Source organism: Novosphingobium sp. ES2-1 (genome assembly GCF_015169775.1).
Lineage (GTDB): Bacteria > Pseudomonadota > Alphaproteobacteria > Sphingomonadales > Sphingomonadaceae > Novosphingobium > Novosphingobium subterraneum.
Genome location: NZ_CP063445.1, coordinates 2,968,932 through 2,992,932, shown reverse-complemented (window position 1 = coordinate 2,992,932; position 24,001 = coordinate 2,968,932). Strand labels below are relative to the sequence as shown.

Annotated in this window: 22 protein-coding genes; 10 read left to right on the top strand and 12 right to left on the bottom strand. The window is 65.8% G+C overall.

Going from position 1 to position 24,001, the window contains the following annotated elements:
- Position 1 precedes the first annotated feature (1 nt).
- Complete coding sequence (gene dapB / locus IM701_RS14635) at positions 2 to 730, bottom strand: 4-hydroxy-tetrahydrodipicolinate reductase (protein WP_039333406.1); 729 nt, start codon at positions 728 to 730, stop codon at positions 2 to 4.
- A gap of 35 nt (positions 731 to 765) precedes the next feature.
- Here dapB and IM701_RS14630 point away from each other — a divergent pair, with 35 nt between their 5' ends.
- Positions 766 to 1,479: an NAD-dependent deacylase gene (locus tag IM701_RS14630; protein WP_039333689.1), complete on the top strand. Its 714-nt coding sequence runs from the start codon at positions 766 to 768 to the stop codon at positions 1,477 to 1,479.
- Positions 1,480 to 1,549: 70 nt separating this feature from the next.
- A complete protein-coding gene (locus tag IM701_RS14625; protein WP_062346714.1) occupies positions 1,550 to 1,957 on the top strand; it encodes a thioesterase family protein in 408 nt (135 codons plus the stop codon).
- A 161-nt stretch (positions 1,958 to 2,118) separates the two neighbouring features.
- Here IM701_RS14625 and IM701_RS14620 read toward each other — a convergent pair whose 3' ends face one another.
- Both IM701_RS14620 and ubiG read right to left on the bottom strand, forming a co-directional pair.
- Positions 2,119 to 2,298 (bottom strand): hypothetical protein, encoded by a 180-nt coding sequence (locus IM701_RS14620; protein WP_039333409.1) that lies wholly within the window; start codon positions 2,296 to 2,298, stop codon positions 2,119 to 2,121.
- A gap of 3 nt (positions 2,299 to 2,301) precedes the next feature.
- Positions 2,302 to 3,054, bottom strand: a complete 753-nt coding sequence (gene ubiG, locus IM701_RS14615; RefSeq protein ID WP_039333411.1) for a bifunctional 2-polyprenyl-6-hydroxyphenol methylase/3-demethylubiquinol 3-O-methyltransferase UbiG — start codon at positions 3,052 to 3,054, stop codon at positions 2,302 to 2,304.
- Positions 3,055 to 3,153: 99 nt separating this feature from the next.
- On the opposite strand from ubiG, the gene IM701_RS14610 reads away from it, so the two are divergent.
- Positions 3,154 to 4,395, top strand: a complete 1,242-nt coding sequence (locus tag IM701_RS14610; RefSeq protein WP_174544600.1) for an aspartate kinase — start codon at positions 3,154 to 3,156, stop codon at positions 4,393 to 4,395.
- A 12-nt stretch (positions 4,396 to 4,407) separates the two neighbouring features.
- Here IM701_RS14610 and IM701_RS14605 read toward each other — a convergent pair whose 3' ends face one another.
- Positions 4,408 to 6,000, bottom strand: a complete 1,593-nt coding sequence (locus IM701_RS14605) for a hypothetical protein (protein WP_193827332.1) — start codon at positions 5,998 to 6,000, stop codon at positions 4,408 to 4,410.
- 76 nt (positions 6,001 to 6,076) lie between these two features.
- Entirely contained in the window at positions 6,077 to 6,751 is a 675-nt protein-coding gene (locus tag IM701_RS14600) for a pentapeptide repeat-containing protein (protein ID WP_193827331.1), read from the bottom strand.
- A 307-nt stretch (positions 6,752 to 7,058) separates the two neighbouring features.
- Between IM701_RS14600 and IM701_RS14595 the strand changes: the two genes are divergently transcribed.
- Complete coding sequence (locus IM701_RS14595; RefSeq protein ID WP_193827330.1) at positions 7,059 to 8,069, top strand: nitronate monooxygenase family protein; 1,011 nt, start codon at positions 7,059 to 7,061, stop codon at positions 8,067 to 8,069.
- Between the two features lie 4 nt (positions 8,070 to 8,073).
- Positions 8,074 to 9,309, top strand: a complete 1,236-nt coding sequence (locus tag IM701_RS14590; protein ID WP_193827329.1) for an MFS transporter — start codon at positions 8,074 to 8,076, stop codon at positions 9,307 to 9,309.
- A gap of 97 nt (positions 9,310 to 9,406) precedes the next feature.
- On the opposite strand, the gene IM701_RS14585 is transcribed toward IM701_RS14590, so the two are convergent.
- Positions 9,407 to 10,042, bottom strand: coding sequence for an HNH endonuclease (locus IM701_RS14585; protein WP_039333422.1), 636 nt, complete (start codon positions 10,040 to 10,042; stop codon positions 9,407 to 9,409).
- A gap of 240 nt (positions 10,043 to 10,282) precedes the next feature.
- Here IM701_RS14585 and gyrB point away from each other — a divergent pair, with 240 nt between their 5' ends.
- Together gyrB and IM701_RS14575 are read left to right on the top strand one after the other, a co-directional pair.
- A complete protein-coding gene (gyrB, locus tag IM701_RS14580) occupies positions 10,283 to 12,787 on the top strand; it encodes a DNA topoisomerase (ATP-hydrolyzing) subunit B (RefSeq protein ID WP_193827328.1) in 2,505 nt (834 codons plus the stop codon).
- A 44-nt stretch (positions 12,788 to 12,831) separates the two neighbouring features.
- Positions 12,832 to 13,041: a hypothetical protein gene (locus IM701_RS14575; protein ID WP_193828472.1), complete on the top strand. Its 210-nt coding sequence runs from the start codon at positions 12,832 to 12,834 to the stop codon at positions 13,039 to 13,041.
- A gap of 102 nt (positions 13,042 to 13,143) precedes the next feature.
- On the opposite strand, the gene IM701_RS14570 is transcribed toward IM701_RS14575, so the two are convergent.
- The 3 genes from IM701_RS14570 to IM701_RS14560 are packed head-to-tail and all read right to left on the bottom strand — an operon-like array spanning position 13,144 to position 19,082.
- Entirely contained in the window at positions 13,144 to 15,558 is a 2,415-nt protein-coding gene (locus IM701_RS14570; RefSeq protein ID WP_193827327.1) for a ligase-associated DNA damage response DEXH box helicase, read from the bottom strand.
- Positions 15,559 to 15,580: 22 nt separating this feature from the next.
- Positions 15,581 to 17,353: a hypothetical protein gene (locus tag IM701_RS14565; RefSeq protein WP_193827326.1), complete on the bottom strand. Its 1,773-nt coding sequence runs from the start codon at positions 17,351 to 17,353 to the stop codon at positions 15,581 to 15,583.
- 10 nt (positions 17,354 to 17,363) lie between these two features.
- Entirely contained in the window at positions 17,364 to 19,082 is a 1,719-nt protein-coding gene (locus tag IM701_RS14560; RefSeq protein ID WP_193827325.1) for an Hsp70 family protein, read from the bottom strand.
- Positions 19,083 to 19,259: 177 nt separating this feature from the next.
- On the opposite strand from IM701_RS14560, the gene IM701_RS14555 reads away from it, so the two are divergent.
- On the top strand, positions 19,260 to 20,153 hold the full coding sequence (locus tag IM701_RS14555) for a BON domain-containing protein (protein ID WP_230487724.1): 894 nt from the start codon (positions 19,260 to 19,262) through the stop codon (positions 20,151 to 20,153).
- Here IM701_RS14555 and pgmG read toward each other — a convergent pair.
- The 3 genes from pgmG to IM701_RS14540 are packed head-to-tail and all read right to left on the bottom strand — an operon-like array spanning position 20,137 to position 22,691.
- On the bottom strand, positions 20,137 to 21,546 hold the full coding sequence (pgmG, locus tag IM701_RS14550) for a phosphoglucomutase/phosphomannomutase PgmG (protein WP_193827324.1): 1,410 nt from the start codon (positions 21,544 to 21,546) through the stop codon (positions 20,137 to 20,139). The two genes, IM701_RS14555 and pgmG, sit on opposite strands and share 17 nt — an antisense overlap.
- Before the next feature lie 24 nt (positions 21,547 to 21,570).
- Entirely contained in the window at positions 21,571 to 21,861 is a 291-nt protein-coding gene (locus IM701_RS14545; protein ID WP_193827323.1) for a molecular chaperone DnaJ, read from the bottom strand.
- Positions 21,861 to 22,691, bottom strand: coding sequence for a division plane positioning ATPase MipZ (locus IM701_RS14540; protein WP_193827322.1), 831 nt, complete (start codon positions 22,689 to 22,691; stop codon positions 21,861 to 21,863). Before IM701_RS14540 ends, IM701_RS14545 begins: the two co-directional genes overlap by 1 nt.
- Positions 22,692 to 22,790: 99 nt before the next feature.
- Here IM701_RS14540 and panC point away from each other — a divergent pair, with 99 nt between their 5' ends.
- Positions 22,791 to 23,651, top strand: a complete 861-nt coding sequence (gene panC, locus IM701_RS14535; RefSeq protein ID WP_193827321.1) for a pantoate--beta-alanine ligase — start codon at positions 22,791 to 22,793, stop codon at positions 23,649 to 23,651.
- On the top strand, positions 23,648 to 23,992 hold the full coding sequence (locus IM701_RS14530; protein WP_230487723.1) for a DUF2322 family protein: 345 nt from the start codon (positions 23,648 to 23,650) through the stop codon (positions 23,990 to 23,992). Before panC ends, IM701_RS14530 begins: the two co-directional genes overlap by 4 nt.
- The last annotated feature ends 9 nt before the right edge of the window (positions 23,993 to 24,001 follow it).

Here is a 24,001-nt window from a genome sequence, read left to right as displayed (position 1 = left end):
GTCAGAGGCCCAACACCTCGGGCATGGTGTAGCGGCCCGGTGCCTTGCCGATGATCCACTCCGCCGCGCGGATCGCGCCCTTGGCGAAGATGCCGCGATTCTCGGCAAGGTGGGAGAAGGTCAGGCGTTCGTTATCGGCAAGGAAGTGGACCGAGTGGTCGCCTGCGACAGAGCCGCCGCGCAAGGCGGCAAAGCCGATCGTGCCGGCCTTGCGCGCGCCGGTGATGCCATCGCGGCCACGCACGGCTTCATCGGCCAGATGCACGCCGCGCCCCTTGGCTGCCGCTTCGCCGAGCAGCAGCGCGGTGCCCGAGGGCGCGTCGACCTTCATGCGGTGGTGGGTCTCGACGATCTCGATGTCCCAGTCCTCGCCGAGGCGGGAGGCAGCTTCGCGCACCAGGTGGCTGAGCAAGGTCACGCCCAGCGAGGTGTTCCCGGTCTGCAGCACGGGGATGCTTACCGCTGCCGAATCGATCAGCCAGTGGTGGCGCTCCTCGAGCCCGGTGGTGCCGATGACGATGGGCACGCCGGTGTGGATCGCGGCATCGAGATTGAATTCCAATGCGCCCGGAGCGGAGAAATCGACCAGCACGTCACTGGACTGGGCGAGGGCGAGCGGGTCGCCGCCCTTGTCTATCCCGCCGGCAAATTCGTGCCCGGCTGCTGCAACTGCTGCCTGCAGCGCATTGCCCATTCGTCCAGCGCTGCCGATGATTCCGATTCTGGTCATTGCCTATCCTTCACGTCGCGTGCTTCATGGTCGTGATGAGCACCCCACGCAATATCGTCATTCTTACCGGAGCCGGAATTTCTGCAGAGTCCGGTATCGATACCTTTCGCGGAGGCGGGGGGCTATGGGAGCAGCACCGGGTCGAGGACGTGGCGACGCCCGAGGCCTTCGCGCGTGACCCGAACCTGGTGCTGCGGTTCTATGACATGCGGCGCGAGGCGATCCAGACCAAGGAGCCCAACGCCGCCCATTACGCGCTGGCCCGGCTCGACCGGGAATGGGCGAAGCGGGCGGGTGGCGAAGTGCTGATCGTCACGCAGAACGTCGACGATCTGCACGAGCGGGGCGGTGCGCTGAACGTGCTGCACATGCATGGCGAGCACCTCAAGGCGTGGTGCACCTCTTGCGACCGGCGGCACCGCTGGACCGGGCCGCTGCTCCATCGGCCAGAGTGCCCGACTTGCGGCATGCAGGCGCTGCGTCCGGACGTGGTGTGGTTCGGGGAAGTGCCTTACCGGATGGACGAGATCTATCGGGCGGTTTCGGAAGCGGATCTGTTCGTATCGATCGGCACGTCTGGTGCAGTCTATCCGGCGGCGGGGCTGGTCCGCACCGCGCGGGACCTTGGCGTGCAGACGCTGGAGCTCAATCTCGAGCGTAGTCAGGGGTCGGCGTGGTTCCACGAAACCCGTCTTGGCGCCGCTACGGAGATCGTCCCGGCATGGGTTGAGGAACTTCTCTCAAGTTAAAGTGTTGCTGCAGCGAAAAGGGTGATCTCGCGCCTGTCAAAGTGCCGCGAATCATGTTACCTACATCAGTGTGAGCAACGTGATCCCCCATCTCGTCCCAATCGCCGTAAAGCCCGATGACATCGACTTCATGGGCCACGTCAACAACGCCTCATACCTCACGTGGGTGCAGGATGCGGTGATCGACCACTGGCGTGCGCTGGCCCCGGCCGAGGCGGTCGCCGCGCACCTGTGGGTCGCGCTGAAGCATGAGATCACCTATCGCCGCCCGACCTTTCTCGATGACCAGGTGATAGCCCACGTGATCCTCGAGAAAGTGCAGGGTGCGCGCGCGTTCTACGAGACGATCATCAAGCGCGGCGAAGAAGTGCTGGCCGAGGTCAAGTCGAGCTGGTGCTGCCTCGATGCCGAGACGCTCCGCCCGGCGCGGCTGGCGCGCGAACTGGTCGAGAAGTTCCTGCCTTCTGCGGCGGAGTGAACCTCGTAGCGCCTTCGTGCCAAGCCAGTGTCCTTCGACAAGCTCAGGACGAGCGGATTTTTTTGCAAATTCATCACCGCCGCTCATGCTGAGCCTGTCGAAGCATCGTGCGCCAGGCAGCCTTCGACAAGCTCCGGATGAGCGGGGGCAGGGCAGAGGCCTCAGCGCAGCTTGGCGATGGAAAGGCCGTCGTTCTTGGCGCGCTGCTTGACCGATTCCTCGCTGCGGGTGAGGGCCTTGGCGATGGCCTTGAGGGCCATGCCTTTCTTGGCGAGCGTGTGCAGCTTGCTGATTTCGTCGGCGGTCCAGGCCTGCTTGTGGCGTTCGAAGCGTTCGGCCATGGCTCAATCCTTCCGGGTCACGGTGGCGATGTAGTTGAGCGCGAGGTCGTCGGACAGGTGCAGGCCCTTCGACACGCTCCATGCGATGCCCATGGGATTGCCCATCTTGAGGCCCGCGTCCTCGAGCAGGTCGTGCAGTTCGACCGGCGTGATGAAATCGTCCCAGTGGTGCGTACCCCGGGGCACCATGCCGATGGCCTCTGCGCCTTCGACCAGCAGCAGGCGCGAGCGCGTGGTGCGGTTGGGGGTGGAGAGGATCATCAGCCCGCCGGGGGCGAGCGCAGCCTCCAGTGCAGCAATGAAGGCGGCCTTGTCGGCCACGTGTTCGATCACTTCCATCGAGGTGACGAGGTCGTAGCCTGCAAGGCCGAGCTGGCCGACATCGCCGCAGCGGTAGTCGATGCCGAGCCCTGAACCTTCTGCATGGAGCCGGGCGGCGGCGATGTTCTCTTCGGCTGCGTCCACCCCGGTCACTTCCGCGCCGAGCCGGGCCAGCGGTTCGCACAGCAGGCCGGCGCCGCAACCGACGTCGAGCGCCCTTTTGGCAGCCAGTGGCCTTGCTGCGCGCGAATCGTTGCCGAAATGCGCGTCGATGGCGTCGCGAATGAAGGAGAGGCGCACCGGGTTGAGCTTATGCAGCATGGCCGAGGAGCCCTTGGGGTTCCACCAGTCCGCCGCCAGCTTGCCGAAGTGGGCGGCTTCAGATTCTCTGATGGTCGCTGGGCGAATGGTATTCGCAGAGGTTGCATTGCTCATAAGCCGTCCCTAAAGCGCCCGCGCTGCAAGGTCCACCGACCTTGCGGGCAAGATTCTTACGCGCAAGACTTCAGGAGCAAGCCCTTGGCCCGCATCGTGATGAAATTCGGCGGCACGTCGATGGCCGGAACCGAGCGCATCCGCCGCGTGGCGCGCATCGTGCAGCGCCAGCAGGCCGCGGGGCACGAGGTTGCGGTGGTCGTCTCGGCCATGGCGGGAGAAACCGACCGCCTCGTCAACTTCTGCCGCGAGGCAAACCCGCTTTACGATCCGGCCGAATACGACGTGGTCGTTGCCAGCGGCGAGCAGGTGACGTCTGGTCTTCTGGCGATGCACCTGCAGGCGCTGGGCTGCAAGGCGCGTTCATGGCTCGGCTGGCAGTTGCCGATCCACACCGACGATGCCCATTCCAAGGCGCGCATCGAAGGCATCGATTCGGAAGCGGTGCTGGCCTCGATGGCATCGGGCGAGATTGCCGTGATCCCCGGCTTCCAGGGCGTGTCTGACAAGGGCCGCGTGACCACGCTGGGCCGTGGCGGTTCGGATACCTCGGCCGTGGCCGTGGCGGCGGCGGTCAAGGCCGATCGCTGCGACATCTACACCGACGTCGACGGGGTCTATACCACCGACCCGCGCATCGTCGCCAAGGCGCGCAAGCTGAAGAACGTCACCTACGAGGAAATGCTCGAACTGGCCTCGGTCGGCTCGAAGGTGCTGCAGACCCGTTCGGTCAGCCTTGCCATGAAGGAAGGCGTGCGCGTGCAGGTGCTGTCCTCGTTCATCGACGACGATGCGCCCGCTGCCGACACGATTCCGGGAACGATGATTGTCTCTGACGAAGAGCTTGAAGGATTGGATATGGAACGCCAGCTGATCACCGGCATCGCTGCCGACAAGAACGAAGCCAAGATCACCCTGACGCGCATTTCCGACCGTCCGGGCGCGGTTGCCGCGATCTTCGGCCCGCTGGCCGCCGCCAACATCAACGTCGACATGATCATCCAGAACATCGCCAAGGACAAGGGCGAGACCGACGTGACCTTCACGGTCCCGCTGGCTGACCTCGCCCGTGCCCAGGCGCTGCTGGAAGAGCGCAAGGACACGATCGGCTATTACCGCATGCTGGCCAATAGCAAGGTCGCCAAGATCAGCGTCGTCGGTGTCGGCATGCGCAGCCACGCAGGCGTTGCCGCAACGATGTTCCGCGCGCTGGCCGATCGTGGCATCAACATCCAGGCGATCACCACCAGCGAGATCAAGGTCTCGGTGCTGATCGACGAGGACGAGACCGAACTCGCCGTGCGCGTGCTGCACACCGCCTACGAGATGGACGGCGAATAATCCTTCTGACCCTTAGGGGGACGACAGCGAGAAGACCGCGAGCTGGCGCACGATCCGGCCCGGTCTTCCTCCGCCATGGTGGGGAAACCAGCGCACTGTCAGGCGGCTGGGGTCGCCCCCGTTCGCGCTGATTGCCACGCGCATGGTCTTTTCGATGGCCTCGGGCCGATAGCTGCGGATATCGGCGACCACGGCAAGGACGGGGCAAGGATCGGTCCCGGCGATCCGGGCAGCGAGCAGATCACGCGGCGCCCATGCGTGCACGTAGGCTCCGTGCATGATGACGAAAGGGCGGTAATCGTGCCAGGTTGCGCGCTCATAGTAGCCGAACCGGTCCTGCATATGCTGGCGCAGGCCGATTTCCTTGGCAGGCGAGAAGTCCGGGACTTCCTCGACATTGCGCAAGACGGGGATGGCTGCGTTCCTGCAGCCAGGGAAGCTGGCGAGATGGCGGGCGAGGGACCTGAAATCCTGCTTTGACGGCAAGGGTGTGGGGCGTTGCCAGGTTGCCAGTTCGAGCGCGGTGACAAGGAGCGCGGCGAGGCCGGCGATCGTTGTCAGCGTTGGCCATCTGCGCGAAAGGCTGTCCAGCAGGCCGATCAGCCCGCACCAGCCGAGAACCAGTCCCACCTGAGGACCGCGATAATTCATGCTGGGCACCACGAGAGTGACAATCAGCCCGGCCAGCGTAACGATGACCGGGCCGCAGAGCAGGGCGAGGTCGTGCAGCAGCGGCGCCTTTTCCTGGCGCGGCGTCTTGCGCTTGCCGATCAGGACAATCGCGCCGCCAAGCAGGCATGTCGCGGCCAGAACAAGCATGGCCGGGGTTCCGCCCGTGCGCAGGCCGTTTTGCACGCTGGCGGCCAGGAACCTCACGCTCGGCGCGAAGATCTTGGCCGAGACGCCGAAGTCGTGGAACAGGAGGATCTGGGCGGCATAGGCCATCCCCGCCAGCGCCGTCCCGGCCAGGCCGGCGAGCGCGAGCCGCCACGCCTCCGGACGCGCCAGCACCAGCGCCACGCACATCCAGCACGATGCGTAGAGCGCGAAGAGGTGGGTCGCGCTGGCAAGCGTTGCCGCAGCGACGAACATGCCACCCCAGACACTTGCCGGACCTGCAGCCGAAGTTGCCGCAGCCACGCGCGACGATGCCAGCGCGGCAACGGCGAGCACGAAGCTTACCATCGCATAGGATCGGACCTCCGCGGCGTGTTCACCCCAGAAGGGCGAAGATGCCACCAGGGCGGCAACCAACAGGCGAGGGAGCAGCCTTGTGCCGGGCCGGGGCAAGACCAGCACGGCGGCGATCAAGCCGAGCGAGAATGCCACCGACAGGAGCCGCGCAGACGGCTCGTCAAAGCCCGCCATGCGGACCCATCCCCACAGCAGGGAGTAGAAGGTCGGCGGGTGCGTGTCCTGCACCGCGCGCGCGAGCATGGCCGTAAACGTCGGCTGCTCTGCCAGACGCATCGAGAAGATTTCGTCCTGCCAGAAGCTGCTGACGGAAAGGCCCGCGAAAAGGCGCCAGATTGCCCACAGGACAAGGCCGCCTGCCATGACGGCAGCGATCCTGCCCGCTGCAAACCTTCCGAAAGCCTGACGCATTTCCCGTTTCCCCACTCGGCCCGGAGACGCTGTCGCCTGGCTCTCGACTGGCAGCCAGGCGCCCGGCAGGCAACAGTTACCTGATCAGCAGGCCCCAGCCTGACAGCAGTTGTTCGGCCTGCTCGCGCGAAATCACGGCACCACGGAAGACCCGGGCGTCTTCGAGTTGCAGCCCGCCGAGGTCCGCGCCGCGAAGGTCTGCGCCGGCAAACTGCGCGCCATCGAGATTGGCTTCGCGCAAGCTGCACCCTTCAAGCACGGCGCCGCGGAAGTCGCACTTGGCAAGGTCCGCCTGCGCCATGTCGAGCCGCACCAGCTTCTCCTTGCGGAACGAGAGGCCGGGCAGGCGCGCGCCAACCAGCAGCACTTCCTCGAAGGTGAAGCCCATGCCCTTGGCCATGTGCAGGTCCGCGCCGGTCATGCGCGTGGAGACGACCTTGGCCGAGCCGATGTTGGCGCGGCGCAGCGATGCGTTGTTGAGATCGCAGCCTCGGATCTGCGCTTCTTCAAGATCCGCGCCGGTCAGGTTGGCAAACGGTGCCTTGGTCGACCGCCAGACCGTGCGGGCGAGCCTCCCGCCGGAAAGATCGGCGTGGCGCATCGAGCAGCGTTCGAACGTCCAGCCCGAGAGGTCGAGCTTGGAAAGGTCCGCCTCGTCGAGGTCGCAGGATTCGAGGTGTTGCGGGGCCTTGCCGGCAAGCGCAGCGATGTCGGCACGAACAAGCGTCTGGCCCGAGAGGATTTCCGTCATGCCTCGCGCTTAGGCGAAATCTGCGGCCAGGCAAAATGAAACCCCGCCCTCCGGCCCGATCCGGAGCTAAAGGGCGGGGTGCGACCCGGGCCAGTCTGGGAGATTGAGACGACCGGCTCTCGGGGCTCGGTGGGTGAGGGGGAACCCACTTGATGCAAGCCTTCTACCGGACATGGCATGATCGGTAAAACAGGTTAACTTGCGCAGAGTTATCGCTTCTGGCGATGATGCGGCCAAGTCCGGCCTTGTTGCCGCCCCAAACCCGCCCTAAAGCGCGCGCCGGACTTTCGGACGGGATTCTCGAAGCATGCCTGCAACACCCAAGACATCAGCCCTCATGCGCCGTGGCGCCGAATTTCTCGGCACGGAGCAGGCCATCCTATGCGGAGCGATGAGCTGGGTGTCGGAGCGCAACCTTGTTTCGGCAATCAGCAACGCCGGGGGCTTCGGCGTGATTGCCTGCGGGGCGATGACGCCCGAACTCCTCGATACCGAAATTGCCGCAACCAGGGCGCTGACGGACAAGCCCTTCGGCGTGAACCTGATCACGATGCACCCGGCGCTGTTCGACCTGATCGCGGTCTGTGCGAAGCACAAGGTCGGCCATGTCGTGCTGGCAGGCGGCATTCCGCCCAAGGGCAGCGTCGAGGCGATCAAGGCCTTTGGCGCCAAGGTCATCGTCTTTGCGCCGACGCTGGCGCTGGCGAAGAAGCTGCTGCGTTCCGGTGCGGACGCGCTGGTGATCGAAGGTTCGGAAGCGGGCGGCCATATCGGCCCTGTTTCCACTTCGGTGCTCGCGCAGGAATTCCTGCCCGCGCTGGCTGAAGACCACGTGGTGTTCGTGGCAGGGGGCATCGGGCGGGGGGAGATGATCGCCAGCTATCTCGAGATGGGTGCTTCGGGCGTGCAGCTTGGCACCCGCTTTGCCTGCGCCACGGAATCGATTGCGCACCCGGCATTCAAGGCGGCGTTCTTCCGTGGCAATGCGCGCGATGCGGTCGCTTCAGTGCAGGTCGATCCGCGCCTGCCGGTGATTCCGGTCCGCGCGCTCAAGAACAAGGGCACCGAGGAGTTTACCGCGAAGCAGGTGGAAGTGGCCAAGCTGCTCGACGAGGGCAAGCTCGACATGGCCGCCGCCCAGCTCGAGATCGAGCACTTCTGGGCAGGCGCGCTGCGCCGTGCGGTGATCGACGGCGACGTCGAGCGCGGTTCGGTCATGGCTGGCCAGTCGGTCGGCATGGTGACGAAGGAAGAGCCGGTGGCCGAGATCATCGCCCAGCTCATGGCCGAAAGCGAGAAAGCGCTCTCGCGGCGCTGATCGCATGGCGGCAGGGGCAGCATCAGGGCATCGCGCCTCTTTCGGCGTCGTCTTTGCGATTGTCCTGATCGACATGCTCGGCTTCGGCGTGGTGACGCCGGTGCTGCCGGGCCTGATCATGGACCTGACGCATGTCGATATCGGCACGGCGGCAGGTTACGCCGGCTGGCTGGGGGCGGGCTATGCGGCGATGCAGTTCGTGTTCGCGCCGGTGCTGGGCAATCTCTCCGACCGCTATGGCCGCCGCCCGATCCTGCTCGCGGCGGTGCTCATGCTCGGGCTGGATTACCTGCTGCAGGCGATGGCGCCCAATTTCGGGTGGCTGATTGCCGGGCGGCTGATTGCGGGCGTCACGGGGGCCAGTTTCTCCCCGGCCTATGCCTATATTGCCGACGTTACCCCACCCGAAAAGCGCGCGGCGAACTTCGGGCTGATGGGGCTTGCGTTCGGCATCGGCTTCGTCGTCGGCCCGGCGATGGGCGGGTTGCTCGGGTCGATCGACCCGCGCCTGCCGTTCTACACCGCCGCCGGGCTGGCGCTGGCCAATGCCGTGTTCGGGTTCTTCTTCCTCAAGGAATCGCTGGCCCCTGAAAACCGCCGCCCGTTCGACTGGCGGCAGGCAAACGCCATGGCCTCGCTGCGCGCGCTGAAGGGGCAGAGCCCGACAGTGCTGTGGTTCGTGGCGGCGCTCGGCACGTGGCAACTGGCGCATATCGTCTATCCGGCGGCGTGGTCCTACTTCGCGATTGCCGCCTACGGATTCACGGTCGGCCAGGTCGGCGTGGCGCTGGCGCTGGTGGGGTTCAGCAGCGCGCTGGTGCAGGGGGTGGGCCTGCGCCTGTTCCTGCCGGTGCTGGGTGAGAAACGCGCGGTTGTGCTTGGTGTGGCAGGCCTGTGCGTTTCGGCGGTGCTTTACACTTTGGCGCAGGAGCCTTGGCAGGTCTACGTGGCGATTGGAGTGGGCGCCTTGCAGGGCTTCGTGCAGTCACCGATCTCGGCGTTCAACAGCCGCGCGGTCGATGCGCGCAGCCAGGGCGAGTTGCAGGGCGCGGTGCAGTCGATCGGATCGATCGCAGCGATCATCGGACCGCCGATGTACACGCAGACGCTGGAGAAGTTCAGCGGTCCGAACGCGATATATCACTTGCCGGGAATGCCGATCCTGCTGGCGGCGGCGATTTCTCTGATCACGCTGGCGCTGTTCCTGAAGGGGGCCGCCCTGCTGGAGCGGCGGGCTTAGTTCCAGCGTCCTTCGACAGGCTCAGGACGAGCGGGGATCTCCATAAAACCCGCTCATGCTGAGCTTGTCGAAGCATCTGCCCGCATCGGCTACCGCCTCAGCTTTCCAGTTCGACGTCCCAGTAGAGCCAGTCGCGCCAGGTTTCGTGCAGGTAATTGGGCGGGAAGGCGCGGCCGCGCTCCTGCAATTGCCAGGTGGTCGGGCGGATCGCGCGGTTCATCAGCCGCATGTGCGCCTGTTCTGGGGTGCGTCCGCCCTTCCTGAGATTGCAGGGTGAGCACGCCGCTGCCACGTTCTCCCACGAGGTGCGCCCGCCGAGGCGACGCGGCACGATATGGTCGAAGGTCAGCAGGTCGGGGCTGCCGCAATACTGGCACTGGAAGCGGTCGCGCAGGAACAGGTTGAAGCGGGTGAAGGCGGGATACTCGCTCGGCCGCACGTATTGCCGCAGCGCGATGACCGAGGGCAGCCTCATGCCGAAGCTGGCGCTGTGGACCTCGCGGTCGTACGTCTCGATGATGTCGACGCGTTCGAGGAACACCGCCTTGATCGCGGTCTGCCACGGCCACAGGCTCAAGGGGTAGTAGCTGAGCGGGGTGTAGTCGGCATTGAGGACCAGCGCGGGGCAGTTCGCCAGATGCCGGTCATTGTGCAGAACATCGTTGAAGGCGGTGCTGTCACCGCTGTTGGGCCTGGCCGAAGCCGCCCGATCGATCAGCGCCTTATGGAGCACGTCCCGACTTCTTCCCTGCACACAGAGGCGGGAGCGCCTCCGCAGGGGCAGTCATGGCTTTGCCTGGTGACCGCAGTGTTACACATGCGCTCATGGAACACGCCTGCGAGTCTGGCGTCAAGGGGCTGAATGGGTGCATTTCCACAGCCTGCCTTCGCCGCGCGCCGATCGGGGCTTTCCCTTGTGTAAAACAGGCCGGATTCGCTTGGGTTTTTGCCCTTTCGTGCCTATGTGCAGACTATGTCGAGCACCAACGAAAACACACCCAACACCAACGCCTATGGCGCCGATTCCATCAAGGTCCTGAAAGGCCTCGATGCGGTGCGCAAACGCCCCGGCATGTACATCGGCGATACCGACGATGGTTCGGGCCTGCACCACATGGTTTTCGAGGTTTCCGACAACGCGATCGACGAGGCTTTGGCCGGTCACTGCGATCTGGTGCTGATCGAATTGAACCCCGATGGCTCGGTCTCGGTGGAAGACAACGGGCGCGGCATCCCGACCGACATTCACGCCGAAGAGGGCGTCTCTGCGGCCGAGGTCATCATGACCCAGCTTCACGCGGGCGGCAAGTTCGAGAATACCTCGGACGACAACGCCTACAAGGTTTCGGGCGGCCTCCATGGCGTCGGCGTGTCGGTGGTCAATGCGCTGTCGGAATGGCTGGAGCTGACGATCTGGCGTGACGGCAAGGAGCACTGGATGAAGTTCGCGCACGGCGATGCCGTTGCGCCGCTCGAGGTGCGCGGGCCGGCGCCGGAAGGCAAGAAGGGCACGCGCGTGACCTTCCAGGCGAGCCACGAGACGTTCAAGAACGTGCTTGAGTTCGATTTCGACAAGCTCGAACACCGCTACCGTGAGCTCGCCTTCCTCAATTCGGGCGTGCGCATCATGCTGCGCGACAAGCGGCACGAGGAAGTGAAGGAGCACGATCTCTATTACGAAGGCGGCATCGCGGCCTTCGTGAAGTATCTCGACCGCAACAAGCAGCCCCTGATGCCCGAGCCTGTGGCGATCTCCGCCAACCGCGATGGCATCGGCATCGACGTCGCGCTCGAATGGAACGACAGCTACTACGAAAACGTTCTGTGCTTTACCAACAACATCCCGCAGCGCGATGGCGGCACGCACCTGGCGGCGTTCCGCGCGGCGCTGACCCGCACGCTGAACGGCTATGCCGAGCGGTCGGGCCTGCTCAAGAAGGAGAAGGTCAGCCTTACCGGCGACGACATGCGCGAAGGCCTCACCGCCATCGTCTCGGTCAAGCTGCCCGATCCGAAGTTCTCCTCGCAGACCAAGGACAAGCTGGTTTCGTCGGAAGTGCGTCAGCCGCTCGAAAGCCTGATGGCCGACAAGATGGTCGAATGGCTGGAGGAAAATCCCGGCCACGCCAAGGCCATCGTGCAGAAGGTGATCGACGCCGCCGCCGCACGCGAAGCGGCCAAGCGCGCCCGTGAGTTGACCCGACGCAAGGGCGCGATGGACATCGCCTCGCTGCCGGGCAAGTTGGCGGACTGCCAGGAGCGCGATCCGGCCAAGTGCGAACTGTTCCTGGTCGAGGGTGACTCGGCAGGTGGTTCGGCCAAGCAGGGGCGCGATCGCAAGACGCAGGCGATTCTGCCCTTGAAGGGCAAGATCCTCAACGTGGAGCGAGCCCGCTTCGATCGCATCATCGGCTCGAAGGAAGTCGGCACGCTGATCCAGGCGATGGGCACTGGCCTGCGCGATGAATTCAACATCGACAAGCTGCGCTATCACAAGATCGTGATCATGACCGACGCCGACGTCGACGGCGCGCATATCCGCACGCTGCTGCTGACGTTCTTCCATCGCCAGATGCCCGAGATCATCAAGGCCGGGCACCTCTTCATCGCCCAGCCACCGCTCTACAAGGTCGCCAAGGGCCGCAGCGAGGTTTACCTCAAGGACAACGCTGCGATGGACCGCTATCTGGTCGAGGCGGGGCTTTCGGGCCGTATTCTTGAAACCGCCGGTGGTGCGCGCAGCGGCCCCGATCTCGAGGCGCTGGTCGACCATGCCCTGCGCATGCGCAACCTGATGGGCTTCGTGCCGCGCCGCTATAACCCCTCGATCATCGAGGCGCTGGCGCTTTCGGGCGCGCTCGAGCCGGAGATGGACGCCGAGCAGCGCGATGCCGCTCTGGCTAAGGCGGCAGACTGGCTCAACCGCGGCGATACCGAAGCGCGCTGGAGCGTCGTGGTATCGGAAGAGGGTGGTTATCACGTGCAGCGCCTGTGGCGCGGGGTGACCGATCATCACATGATCGAAGCGGGCTTTCTCGTCAGCGCCGAGGCGCGCAAGCTGGCCAAGCTCGCCGCCGAGAACGCCGAGGTCTATGCCGGGATGGCCCGTCTGGTGCGCGCGACGGCTGCCGAGGCAGAGCCTGCGCCGGTCCTGGCCGAAGGGGATGATGAAGCACCCGCTGCGCCGGCAGCCAAGGTCAAGGATGCAATCACGCGGCCTTCCGAACTGCTCGATGCAGTCTTTGCCGGTGGCCGCAAGGGTCTGTCGATCCAGCGCTACAAGGGCCTTGGCGAGATGAACGCCGAGCAGCTCTGGGAAACCACGCTCGATCCAGACAACCGCTCGCTGTTGCAGGTCAAGGTCGAGGACGCCGACGTGACCGACGAGATCTTCACCCGTCTGATGGGCGACGTGGTGGAGCCGCGCCGCGACTTCATCCAGGAAAACGCGCTCAACGTGGCGAATCTGGACGTTTGATCGTGGCCTTCACCGACGAAATCCCGTGGGACCAGCCCGCCACGATGATCGACCTTGAGGGCCGCGGCCCGATCATCGGCACGATCCGTGACTGTGCGCTGCACTACGGACTCTACAAGCCCCACGCGCGTGACAATGCCCGCGTGCTGCTGACCAAGCCGATCCACCGCGAGGGCCGGGCGACGCGGACGTGGCTGCTCGATCCTTCGGAAATCGCCGAGCTGGCCGACCGGCTGGCGCGCGAGACGAATTGACGAAGAAGCGGGACCCCGGGTCAAGCCCGGGGTGACGAAGGACATGATGCGCTGAAACAACCGCCACCCCGGACTTGATCCGGGGTCCCGCTTTTTTACGCCTCAATCAGCCCGCATCGCCGCAGCGGCAAGACTCTCCGCCTCGACCAGAAGCTCATCATCCGCAGCGCCCGCTGGCGTGGTCTCGCGGCCGATCATCACCAGCACCGGCACGGCGAGCGGGCTGACGCGGTCCAGCTCGACGTGGACCAGTTGGCCAGCCGCGCGATCGAGCAGGTCGCCCAGCCGGCCGACGTCGGTCATCCGCGCGCGGGCATCGGCCCATGCGGCCTGGATCAGCAGGTGGTCAGGCTCGTACTTGCGCAGCACGTCGTAGATCAAGTCGGTCGAGAAGGTGACCTGCTTGCCCGACTTGCGCTTGCCCGGATGCTGCCGTTCGACCAGTCCCGAGATCACCGCCACCTCGCGGAAGGCGCGGCGCAGCAGGTGCGATTCCTGCACCCACTCCACGAACTCGTGCGCGAGGATGTCGGATGAGAGCAGCGGCGCGGGATCAAGGACCGGCCTCGCACCCCAAACGGCCAGCGAATAATCATTGGCCACAAAGCCCAGCGGGGCGAGGCCCAGCTCGTTCATCCGGCGCGTGATCAGCATGCCGAGCGACTGGTTCGCGTTCCAGCCCTCGAACGTGTAGTAGACGGTGTAGTGCTTGTTCTGGTGGGGGAAGCTTTCGGCCAGCAGCATGCCCGGCCCCGGCAGCCGGCTGCGCCAGTCCTGCATTTCCAGCCATTCGCGCACGTCATCAGGGAAGCGCGACCAGCCTGCTCGATCGACCATCAGCCCCCGCACGCGATCGGACAGGTGCGTGGTCAGCGGCAGGCGCGCGCCCATGTAGCTGGGGATCTGACCCGGCTTCTTTGCCGCCCGCACGATCAGTTCAAGATCACGCACGCCTTCGACCTCAAGGTCCATCCCGGCAAAGCGGATCGTATCGCCGGGGGAAAGCGTCGCGCCGAAGCTCTCTTCGACCTTGCCGAGCGAACGGCCGTTGCGAAAGCGCACGTCGAGCATTTCGGAATCGACGATGATTCCGGCATTGAGGCGATGGCGCGCGGCATGTTCGGGGTGGGTCAGTCGCCAGGTACCATGCTTGTCGCGCACGATGCGCTTGAAGCGGTCATAAGCGCGCAAGGCATAGCCGCCGGTTGCCACGAATTCGAGCACGCGCTGCCACTGCGCTTCATCGACCCAGCGGTAGGGATGGGCGGAGCGGACCTCGGCATGGAGCGCCTTCTCGTCAAACGGTCCGGCGCAGGCGCAGGCCATGACGTGCTGCGCCAGCACGTCGAGCCCGCCGGGGCGGAAGTCCTCGCCATCGCGCCGCCCCTCGTGGACCGCTTCCTGCGCCGCGAAAGCTTCGAGAAATTCGAAGCGGTTGCCGGGCGCAAGCAGTGCCCGGCTGGGGCAATCGAGGCGGTGGTTGGCGCGGCCGATGCGCTGCAGCAGGCGCGACGAGCCCTTGGGTGCGCCCATCTGCACGACCAGGTCGACATCGCCCCAGTCCACGCCAAGGTCGAGGCTGGCGGTGCAGACCAGCGCGCGCAACTCGCCGCGGGCCATCGCCCCTTCGACCTTGCGTCGTGCTTCCTTCGACAAGGAGCCGTGGTGGATGCCGATCGGCAGCTTGTCGTCGTTGATGTCCCACAGCAGCTGGAAGATGTATTCGGCGAGGAATCGCGTGTTGGTAAAGATCAGGGTGGTCTGGTTGCGCTTTATCTCGTCATAGAGCTGCGGCACGGCCCAGGCGGCGGCATGCCCGCCCCAGGGCACCCGCTCGTCCTCGGGGTTCATGATCGAAAGTTCCGGCCTTGCGCCCGCTTCGCCCTCGACCAGCCGCACCGAGGCGGCATCGCCATCGGGCGCCAGCCACGCGCAGAAGTCCTGCGGATCGGCCACCGTCGCCGAAAGTGCCGCGCGCCGCATGTCGGGGGCAATTGCCTGCAGCCGCGCCAGCGAGAGCGCCAGAAGATCGCCGCGCTTGCCGGTGGCAAAGGCGTGGACCTCGTCGATTATCACCCGCTTCAGACCCGCGAAGATCGTTGCCGCTTCCGCATAGCTCAGCAGCAAGGACAGCGATTCAGGCGTTGTCAGCAGCACATGCGGCGGCTTGGCGCGCTGGCGGGCCTTGCGGTCCGAAGGCGTATCGCCGCTGCGCGTCTCCACCCGGATAGGCAGGCCGATTTCCTCGATGGGCGTGAGAAGGTTGCGCTGCACGTCATGCGCCAGCGCCTTCAGCGGCGAGACGTAGAGCGTGTGCAGTCCGTCGCCCGGTAGTTCATCGCCTGCGAAATCCTGCAGCGTCGGCAGGAACCCCGCCAGCGTCTTGCCCGCGCCGGTATCGGCCACCAGCAGGGCATGATCGCCCGCACGGGCTGCTTCCAGCATCTCGCTCTGGTGACGCCGCACGCGCCAGCTGCGGCTTTCGAACCAGTCAGTGATCGAGGGAGCGAGCGTCATCGCCCCCAAGATAGGCACGGCCTTACAGAACCGAAAGGATCGCCTCTCGTTCTGTCGCCACCTTCCAGCCAAGCGCGGCGTCGATCAGGCCGATGGTCACCGCGCACTGGTCGGCGTCCGAACCCTTGCCACCCATCGCCTGCCGCACGCGCTTGTCGGGTATGCCGGTTTCGGTGATGACCTTGCCGATCAGTTCACCCGGCACGCTTGCCGTCCCCGGCTTGATCCGCTGCGGCGGGCCGAGCTGGCGGGCGTCGAGCATCTTCACCGCAAGGGTGCGTTCGCGTTCCAGCACGGCAGGAGGAACCTTGACCCCGGATGCCATGCGGCGCGTGCGGAGGAAAGCCATGCAGGCATCAGGCCCGGTCTTTCGCGCGGCGCGCAGCAGGTCGGCACGAATGCGCTGCACATCGGCCAGCAGACCCCCTTTTTCGACAAGCGCAGTCGCATACATGCGTTCGCGCACCAGATCCTGCACTTTCGCGGTGTAGGCCTCATCACTGCTGCCATCTGCGCGCGCGATGGTGCGGTTGGCGCTGAACAGTGCGGCGAGATCGGGCTGGAGCGACTGCAGGCCATCGAAGGTGATCTCTGGCCCGAACACGGCGGTAACCGCGCGGCCGACGATTTCCTTCTCTTGCGCACTCTGGCTGATCGAAATCTCCGGCACCGGCGGGGGTTCGGTCGAGCTGTCGTTGCTGCTGAACACGACCCGCAGGATCTGTACGCCGAAGATGACCGCCAACAGGATCAGTCGACCGCTGCTGAACCAGCCCTGCCCGACGTTTGCGCTGGTGTTCTTTTCCCACAGCGCCACGCGCCACGGATCGAAGTAGTGCTCCACTTCCGGAAAGTTCTTGCGCACGCCTTCGAGCAGTTGCTCCACGTCGGCGCGCTTGACGAACCAGCCCTTGCGGCTGCCCTGTTGCGCGGGCGTGGTCAGTTCGTTCCACGCCTTGTGCAGCGGGTGTTTCGGGTCCTGCACCTTTTCGCGGAAGCGCAGGCCGCGCAGGCGGGCGTTGAGGAAGGCTATGGCCGGCCTTTCCGAAACTTGCCCGCGCTCGCTTTCCCAGCCGAAGACCTTGGCGGCAGGCTCCAGCAGCGGGGCCGAGCGTGGCCAGCTGCGGGCAAGGATACCGGCCAGCCAGTTGTCGATCTCGTCAAAGGCGGTGACGCTGACGGTTTCGGCATTGCGCAGCACGGCCTTGAGGTGGCCGAGCGCCATGGCCTCCTCCCAGCCTTCGAGCGGCGGCAGGGTCTCCTCGTCGTCCACCATGTCTGGCAGAAGCAGCCGATAGAGCGCCTGCTCGTGCGCCCATGCCGGCATGACCGCGTCCGAGGTCGGCTCCAGACCCAGCAGGACGGGGCGTTCGAACGGATCGCGCTTGACCGCGATGGCCTGCTCAGCCGGGGCCTGCGCGGCGACGAAGCCTGGCGTCACGTCAAGCTTCGGAACCGCCTCGCCGAGCTTGCGCGTCAGGCTGGGATCAACCTCGCCCTTCACTGCAGGGGCGGCATAGAGCCAGCTTGATTGTTCGGCCTCGGGAGCGGCCGCTCCGGCATCCCCGAGCGGCGTCACGCCCGCGAAAGGATCGAACTCCTCGTCCGCAGGCGGTGCTGCCTGCATCTTCGCCCAGCGCAGGGCGCTGTCACGCGCCTCGCGCAGCCGGGCATAGCCATCGACGTCCTTGTCGACGTCCATGGCTTTCAGGCGCTCGGCATAGGCTCGCCGGATCGCCGCCACGTCCGGCGTCTTCGCGATCCCGAGGACCTTCCAGGCTTGAGTGGGTGTCATCCCTCTGGCGTCACAGCGGCGGGTTGGCTTCGAGCATGTCGAGAAGCTCTGTCAGCATCGCCGAGGCATCGGCAATGCGCCGCGGTTCCTGGCTGTCGAGCGCGGCCACGAACATGCGGGTGCGATCACCGATGACGGCGCGGACATCGCCCAGGAATTCCTCGTAGCACCGCTCGGCGCGGGCCAGCAGCGCCTGGTTGCCCGCCTCCTCGCGCGGGTGGTGCTTCAGCGCGGCCAGCGCCTGGCGCCGGGCATCGAGATCCTTCGCGGCCTTGCGGTCTTCCTCGTCGATGATGAGGAGGTTGTGCCTGGCGCCGGTCAGCGGCACTTCCACGTCCACCTCGAGCAGGCCCGAACTGTCGTAGGAGAAGCGCACATCGATCGAGACTTCGCCCGCAGGCTTTGCCGGGACCGGCACCTTGATCTGCCCGAGGTGGACGTTGCCCGAAACCTCGCGCGCCTCGCCCTGGTAGATCTTCACCTCGATCTGCTTCTGGTTGTCGCCCATCGTGCTGTAGATACCAGAACGGCTGACCGGGACCGGCGTGTTGCGTTCGATGATCGGCGAGAACAGGCCCTGCTGGATCGTGCCGCGCGCCGAATGCTCAGCTGTCTCGATGCCCAGCGTAAACGGGCAGACGTCGGTGATGCGGATTTCCTCGAGCCCGCCGTCGCGCGCGATCAGCCCGCCCTGGATGGCCGCGCCGAGCGCCACCGCATGGTCAGGATGGACCGAGGAATTTGGGAAGCGTCCGAACAGTCGCGTGATCGCCTTGCGCACCACCGGCATGCGCGTCGCCCCGCCGACAAGCACGACTTCGCTCAAGGACGCGGCGTCGATCTGGCTGTCGCGCAGGGCGCGCACCACCGGATCGCGCAACCGGCGAATCAGCCCTTCGGCCTGGGCCTCGAATTCGCTCGTGGTGATCGTGGTGGAAAGCCGCTGGTCCTCGACCGTCACTGCAAATTCGGCTTCCTGCCCCTCGCTCAGCGCGCGCTTGGCACGTTCGGCGGCCTGCAGCAGCAGGGCCTGTGCGCGCGGTTCTTCCAGCTTGGCGAGCAGGCCGTCGGGATCGAGCCGCCCACGCACGGCCATCGCCAGAGCGGCATTGAAATCATCACCGCCCAGCCGGTTGTCCCCTGCCGAGGCGCGGACCTCGACGATGCCCTCGAACATCTCGACGATCGAGACGTCGAAAGTGCCTCCGCCCAGGTCGAACACCAGAAACGGCTCGCGCTCGGCCTTGTCCTGCAGGCCGAAGGCGAGCGCGGCGGCGGTTGGTTCGTTGATCAGGCGGCGTACGGTTAGGCCCGCCAGTTCACCGGCGCGGCGGGTCGCCTTGCGCTGGCGGTCGTTGAAATAGGCGGGCACGGTGATGACGGCTTCGGTGGGGCGGGTGCCGGTGCAGGCGGCCACATCGTCGCGCAGGGCCATGAGCACGAGCGCGGACAGGTCCTCGGCAGAGAACTCCTTCTTGCCCAGCTTCACCTTGCGGTCGGTGCCCATGAATCGCTTGAAACTGGTTGCGGTGGCCCCATCCTTGAGGCCCATCCGCTCCAGCGCGGCGGCTCCGACCAGCGTCGTGCCATCGGGCAGGACCGAAACGGCAGAAGGGGTGAGCAGCGCCCCGAGGGCATTCGGCACGAGCTTTGCCTCTCCGCCGTTCTCGTTTGCCTGCCACACGGCCACCGCACTGTTGGTGGTCCCCAGATCGATCCCGATGAGCATTCGTCTTCCTGCAGATATCAACCGGCGTGATGCGACAGGGCCCGCGCGGTTGGCAAGCGCAAAGCGCGCCGGGCAGCAGGCACGACGGGATGGACCGTGGATGCGCCGGGGCGAGGGGGCAGGGCGCGCCCCTGTCCGTTTTCTTTCCATGACAACGCCTTGAAAGGAGAAAAAGCCATGGGCCAACGCATGGATTGGAACTCGCGCGACCGCTGGCAGGACGAAGAGCGACGCCAGAGCCGCGATTATTCCGGCGAGTTCGCCCCGGAATTCAACCGGGATCGGTATGACCGCAGCGACCGCGACCGTGACCAGTGGGGTCGCTCCGGCTCGACCGGGGCTTCAACGCCGCTGGGCGATCCGCCAACCGGATGGATGGACCAGGACATGCGCGGCGATCGGCGTACCCACGATTGGGAAGTGGGCGACCGGCACTACACGGGGCAGGCCCGCGCCCCGCAGGGCCGCTCGCGCTGGCGCGATACGGCCAGCGGCAACGCCGCAAACACCGCCGATTATTTCACGGCAGAAGACTATGGCGAAGGCCGTCGTGCCTGGGGCGGGCCAGCCGGATACGGGGCCTATGGCACCGGCTCGGCCGGAGGTTACCCGTCATCCTACGGCTACAGCGGTCGCGGCGGTTACGGCGACCATGATCCCCGCGGCTTTTTCGACCGTGCTGTCGACGAGGTGCGCGGCTGGTTCGGCGCTGATGACGACCGGGACAATAGCCGACGAGGGGGCCAGCGCGAGAGCCATCGCGGAAAGGGCCCGGGCGACTACACGCGCTCGGACGAACGCATCCGCGAGGACGCCAACGATCGCCTGACCGACGACCATCACATAGATGCGCGCCAGATCACGGTGATGGTCACCGAAGGTGAAGTGACGCTGGCCGGCACGGTTGGCAGCCGCGCCGAAAAGCGCCGCGCGGAAGACGTCGTCGAGGACATCGGCGGGGTGAAGCACGTGCAAAACAACCTGCGCGTGAAGGCCGGCAGTGGTCTCGAAGGCCAGGGCGGCACGCTGGGCTGGGGCAACGGCGACCGTTCGGTCACGACGGACGCCTGATCCCCACGGCAGCAAGGCGGGTGTCGACTTCGGCCATGAGCCGGTCGAGCCCGCCTTGGTCGGCGGACTCCGCGCGAACCACCAGCACATCCTCGGTGTTGGATGATCGCAGCAACCACCAGCCGTCGGCCGTGTCGACGCGTACGCCGTCGGTGTCGTTCACCTCGGCGCCATCCGTGCGGAGATTCTGCAATACCTCGGCCACCGCTGTGGCCTTCCGTTCGCGGGGCACGGCAAAGCGCAACTCGGGCGTTGTGACCATTTCGGGCATGGCATCGCGCATCTGCGTGACCGACTTGCCCAGCCTGACGGTTGCCGCGATCAGCCTGACGGCGGCATAGAGCGCATCGTCATATCCGAAGTAACGGTCGGCAAAGAACATGTGGCCGCTCATTTCCCCGGCCAGCGGGGCAAGTGTCTCCTTCATTTTGGACTTGATCGGCGAATGCCCGGTTTTCCACATCAGGGGCGTTCCGCCCAGCTCTGCAATGCGTGCAAACAGCGTTGAGCTGGCTTTCACATCGGCGATAATCGTGGATTTCGGGCGCTCGCGCAGGACTTCCTCGGCATAGATCGCCAGGAGCTGGTCGGCCCAGAGCACGCGACCCCGGCCATCGACAGCCCCGATCCTGTCTCCATCCCCGTCGAATGCCAGTCCGAAGTCGAGGCTTCCCGCCGCGACAGCGCGGCGAAGATCGGTGAGATTGGCTTCCACAGTCGGATCAGGATGATGGTTGGGAAAATGGCCGTCCACGCTCGTGTGAAGAAGGACATGCCGACCGGGCAGCCGGGCGGTCAACGCCTCGATCAGGGGGCCGGCAGCGCCGTTGCCCGCGTCCCAGCCGATGGCGAGTCCTTGCAGCACATCCAGGCCGATGCCATCCAGCGCGCCGATCAGGCAATCGACGTAGGCGGCGGAAACGTCGGCGTCCTCGACGCGCCCGTTGCCGGAAGTCCACGCGCCTTCCTCGGCGATCCGCCCGAGATCGACTATGTCGCTCCCGAAGAACGCCGCACCTTCAAGTACCATCTTGAAGCCATTGTGATTGGCGGGATTGTGGCTGCCGGTTACCTGAACGCCGCCCTGCACCTCTGGGGCTAATCCGCCCGAACCCGGTGTTGCCGCGAAGTAGAGCATCGGGCTCGGCCCCAGTCCGATCCGAACAACGTCAACCCCGCTGGCGGTCAGTCCTTCGACCAGCGTATGTTCCAGCACCGGCGTGCTGATGCGCCCGTCGCAGCCGACCGCTACGCGGGCGCCGCCACGTGATCGTACCACCGAGCCAAAACTGCGCCCCACCGCGCGGGCATCGTCCGCACTCAGCGTTTCGCCGAAGACGCCGCGAATATCGTATTCGCGCAGGATCGAAGGGTGGAAGCGGTGCGCGGTCATCCGGTTGCTGCCTCGGCGACCCGATCAGGCTCCGCGCCGGTCGGCCAGCCGCGCCAGCAGCAGGTCGCGCGCGGCATTGGCCTCATGCACGGCCTCGTTGCTGCCGCCGCGATCGGGATGGACCTTCTGGAGCAGGCGGCGATGCGCCTCGATCACTTCGTCATACCCCGCCTGCGGCCCGATGCCGAGGAGGTTGCGCGCCCGCGCCTCGTTGGCGGCGCGTGGGTCTCCTTGCAAAAGCTCCCACGGCCAGCGCCCTGCCAGCAGCTTGCACGCAAGGCTGGCCAGGATCGCAAGCGTGAGCAGCTTGATCATCAGGCGGCGCTTTCCAGCTTCGGTTCGGGTGCGGTCTTGCCCGGCATCGGCAGGTTGAGGCCCGAGACCAGCGTGCGCAATTCCTGCCGTGCGACGAGGTGGCTCGTGCCCAGTTCGCCCAGGTGTCCCTTGTCGAGCAGGGTCAGCCCGCTCGGGAACAGTTCGCGATAGATCACGCGCTCCGAAAGGCCGCTCGCCACGCGGAAGCCGACGCGCTTGGACAGTTCGGTCAGCGCCTGGTCGATACGGCGCTGGTTGCGCGCTTCGGTATAGCCGGTGCGGTTGCGCACCACGACCCAGTCCATCTCGCGGCGCGCGTCCTTGATCGTTGCCATGGCCCGCTTCTTGCGCGCTTCCCAGATCAGCTCGGCATAGAACGACAGGCGGCGCACCTTGAAGGTTTCGGCATCGACCTGGCCGATCAGGTCGAAGTCGACGAAGCTGTCGTTGAGCGGGGTGACCAGCGAATCCGCCCGCGTCGCAACGTGGCGGGCCAGCACGTCGTCACGCCCGGGGGTATCGAAGATGATGAAGTCGTGGGTTTGCGAAAGCCGCTCGGTCAGCGCGTCGAGCTCCTCGATGCTGTCCCCGCCATAGACCTCGAACGTCGCGGTCGGCAGCGTGATCTCGCGCCGGCGCATCGTCTCGGCCCGGTTCTCGAAGTAGCGGTGCATCGTGCGCTGGCGGGCATCGAGGTCGATCGTCGCCACGCGAGCGCCTTGGTAGGCGAGGGCAACAGCGACGTGGACCGCCGTCGTCGACTTGCCGGTGCCGCCCTTTTCATTGGCGAAGACGATGCGATGCGGGCCAGGGGACGAGGCGCTGGACAAGGCTGGTAACTCACGTGGTTGATACGCTGCACGGGGTTGCGAGAGGCGTCCGCCGCCCGTATCGCCCGTGGCATCTGACTTAGTGGAGTGGCTGCCAAGGTGCAAACGATCAACCGGCTGGAAGACCTGCGCAATGCGGTCGACGCGCTCAAAATCGGGGGAAAAACCGTGGCCTTCGTCCCCACCATGGGCGCGCTGCACGAAGGTCACCTGACGCTTGTGCGCGAAGCGCGCGCACGGGCCAGCCACGTGGTCGCCTCGATATTCGTCAATCCGCGCCAGTTCGGCCCGAACGAGGACCTCGATGCCTACCCGCGCCGGCTCGCCGCCGATGCCGCGCTGCTCGAAGCCGAAGGCGTCGCCGTGCTGTGGGCGCCCACGGTCGATCAGATGTATCCGCAAGGCTATGCCACCAACATCTCGGTCTCGGGCGTCAGCGAGGTCGCCTGCGGCGCCGCACGCCCGGGCCATTTCGATGGCGTCGCCACAGTGGTGTGCAAGCTGTTCAACCAGGTTCGCCCGGACTTTGCCCTGTTCGGGGAGAAGGACTGGCAGCAACTGGCGATCATCCGCCGCATGGCGCGTGACCTTGATCTCACCCAGCCGCACGTTTCGAACATCATCGGGGTCGAGACCGTGCGCGAGACAAGCGGCCTCGCCCTCAGCAGCCGCAACCAATACCTGACGGACCGGGAGCGCGAACAGGCGGCCGGCCTCTCGGCGGCGATGCGCCGCGCGATTTCGGCAATCGAGAGCGGCGCGTCGGTGCCGCAGGCGCTTGACTCGCTCAACGCCGACATCATCGCCGCCGGATTCGCTTCGGTCGACTATGCCGACTTGCGCGATGCCGCCACGCTTGAGGCTATCGAAACCTTCACCGGGCAAAGCGCCCGCCTTCTCGTCGCCGCCCGCATCGGCGCGGCGCGTCTGATCGACAACATGGGAGTGGGCCCGAAATGAGTATCGCAATGACGCCGGTTGCACCGACCGCATCGTTCAAGGACAACCTTGCCCTGCTGCCCTCCATCGACGGCATTGCGCGTATCGATCTGCTCGACGCTTCGGGCACGGTCGTGGCGACGATCCCCAACGAAGCGGGCAAGCAAGGCTCGCTCAAGGTCTACAACTACCTTCAGGTCTGCTTCGGCAGGCTCGATGCCGCGGCTGCCGAGCACGGCCTTGCGATCTTCGCCGAGCACACGCCCGATGCACGGGCGCGTCCGGGCGCTCACCCCAATATCGACCGCATGATCGACGTGATCGTAAAGGGAACTTCGCTGACGATCAGGGCTGTCCCCTGAACTGCCCGA

Bases quoted from the DNA above. Each gene is read 5' to 3' on its own strand.
- IM701_RS14620 (WP_039333409.1), bottom strand. From the start codon at position 2,298: ATGGCCGAACGCTTCGAACGCCACAAGCAGGCCTGGACCGCCGACGAA.
- ubiG (WP_039333411.1), bottom strand. From the start codon at position 3,054: ATGAGCAATGCAACCTCTGCGAATACCATTCGCCCAGCGACCATCAGA.
- gyrB (WP_193827328.1), top strand. From the start codon at position 10,283: ATGTCGAGCACCAACGAAAACACACCCAACACCAACGCCTATGGCGCC.
- IM701_RS14555 (WP_230487724.1), top strand. From the start codon at position 19,260: ATGGGCCAACGCATGGATTGGAACTCGCGCGACCGCTGGCAGGACGAA.
- pgmG (WP_193827324.1), bottom strand. From the start codon at position 21,546: ATGACCGCGCACCGCTTCCACCCTTCGATCCTGCGCGAATACGATATT.
- IM701_RS14595 (WP_193827330.1), top strand. From the start codon at position 7,059: ATGCCTGCAACACCCAAGACATCAGCCCTCATGCGCCGTGGCGCCGAA.
- IM701_RS14630 (WP_039333689.1), top strand. From the start codon at position 766: ATGAGCACCCCACGCAATATCGTCATTCTTACCGGAGCCGGAATTTCT.
- IM701_RS14530 (WP_230487723.1), top strand. From the start codon at position 23,648: ATGAGTATCGCAATGACGCCGGTTGCACCGACCGCATCGTTCAAGGAC.
- IM701_RS14570 (WP_193827327.1), bottom strand. From the start codon at position 15,558: ATGACGCTCGCTCCCTCGATCACTGACTGGTTCGAAAGCCGCAGCTGG.
- IM701_RS14610 (WP_174544600.1), top strand. From the start codon at position 3,154: ATGAAATTCGGCGGCACGTCGATGGCCGGAACCGAGCGCATCCGCCGC.
- IM701_RS14545 (WP_193827323.1), bottom strand. From the start codon at position 21,861: ATGATCAAGCTGCTCACGCTTGCGATCCTGGCCAGCCTTGCGTGCAAG.
- IM701_RS14575 (WP_193828472.1), top strand. From the start codon at position 12,832: ATGATCGACCTTGAGGGCCGCGGCCCGATCATCGGCACGATCCGTGAC.
- IM701_RS14560 (WP_193827325.1), bottom strand. From the start codon at position 19,082: ATGCTCATCGGGATCGATCTGGGGACCACCAACAGTGCGGTGGCCGTG.
- IM701_RS14565 (WP_193827326.1), bottom strand. From the start codon at position 17,353: ATGACACCCACTCAAGCCTGGAAGGTCCTCGGGATCGCGAAGACGCCG.
- IM701_RS14600 (WP_193827331.1), bottom strand. From the start codon at position 6,751: ATGACGGAAATCCTCTCGGGCCAGACGCTTGTTCGTGCCGACATCGCT.
- IM701_RS14605 (WP_193827332.1), bottom strand. From the start codon at position 6,000: ATGCGTCAGGCTTTCGGAAGGTTTGCAGCGGGCAGGATCGCTGCCGTC.
- dapB (WP_039333406.1), bottom strand. From the start codon at position 730: ATGACCAGAATCGGAATCATCGGCAGCGCTGGACGAATGGGCAATGCG.
- IM701_RS14590 (WP_193827329.1), top strand. From the start codon at position 8,074: ATGGCGGCAGGGGCAGCATCAGGGCATCGCGCCTCTTTCGGCGTCGTC.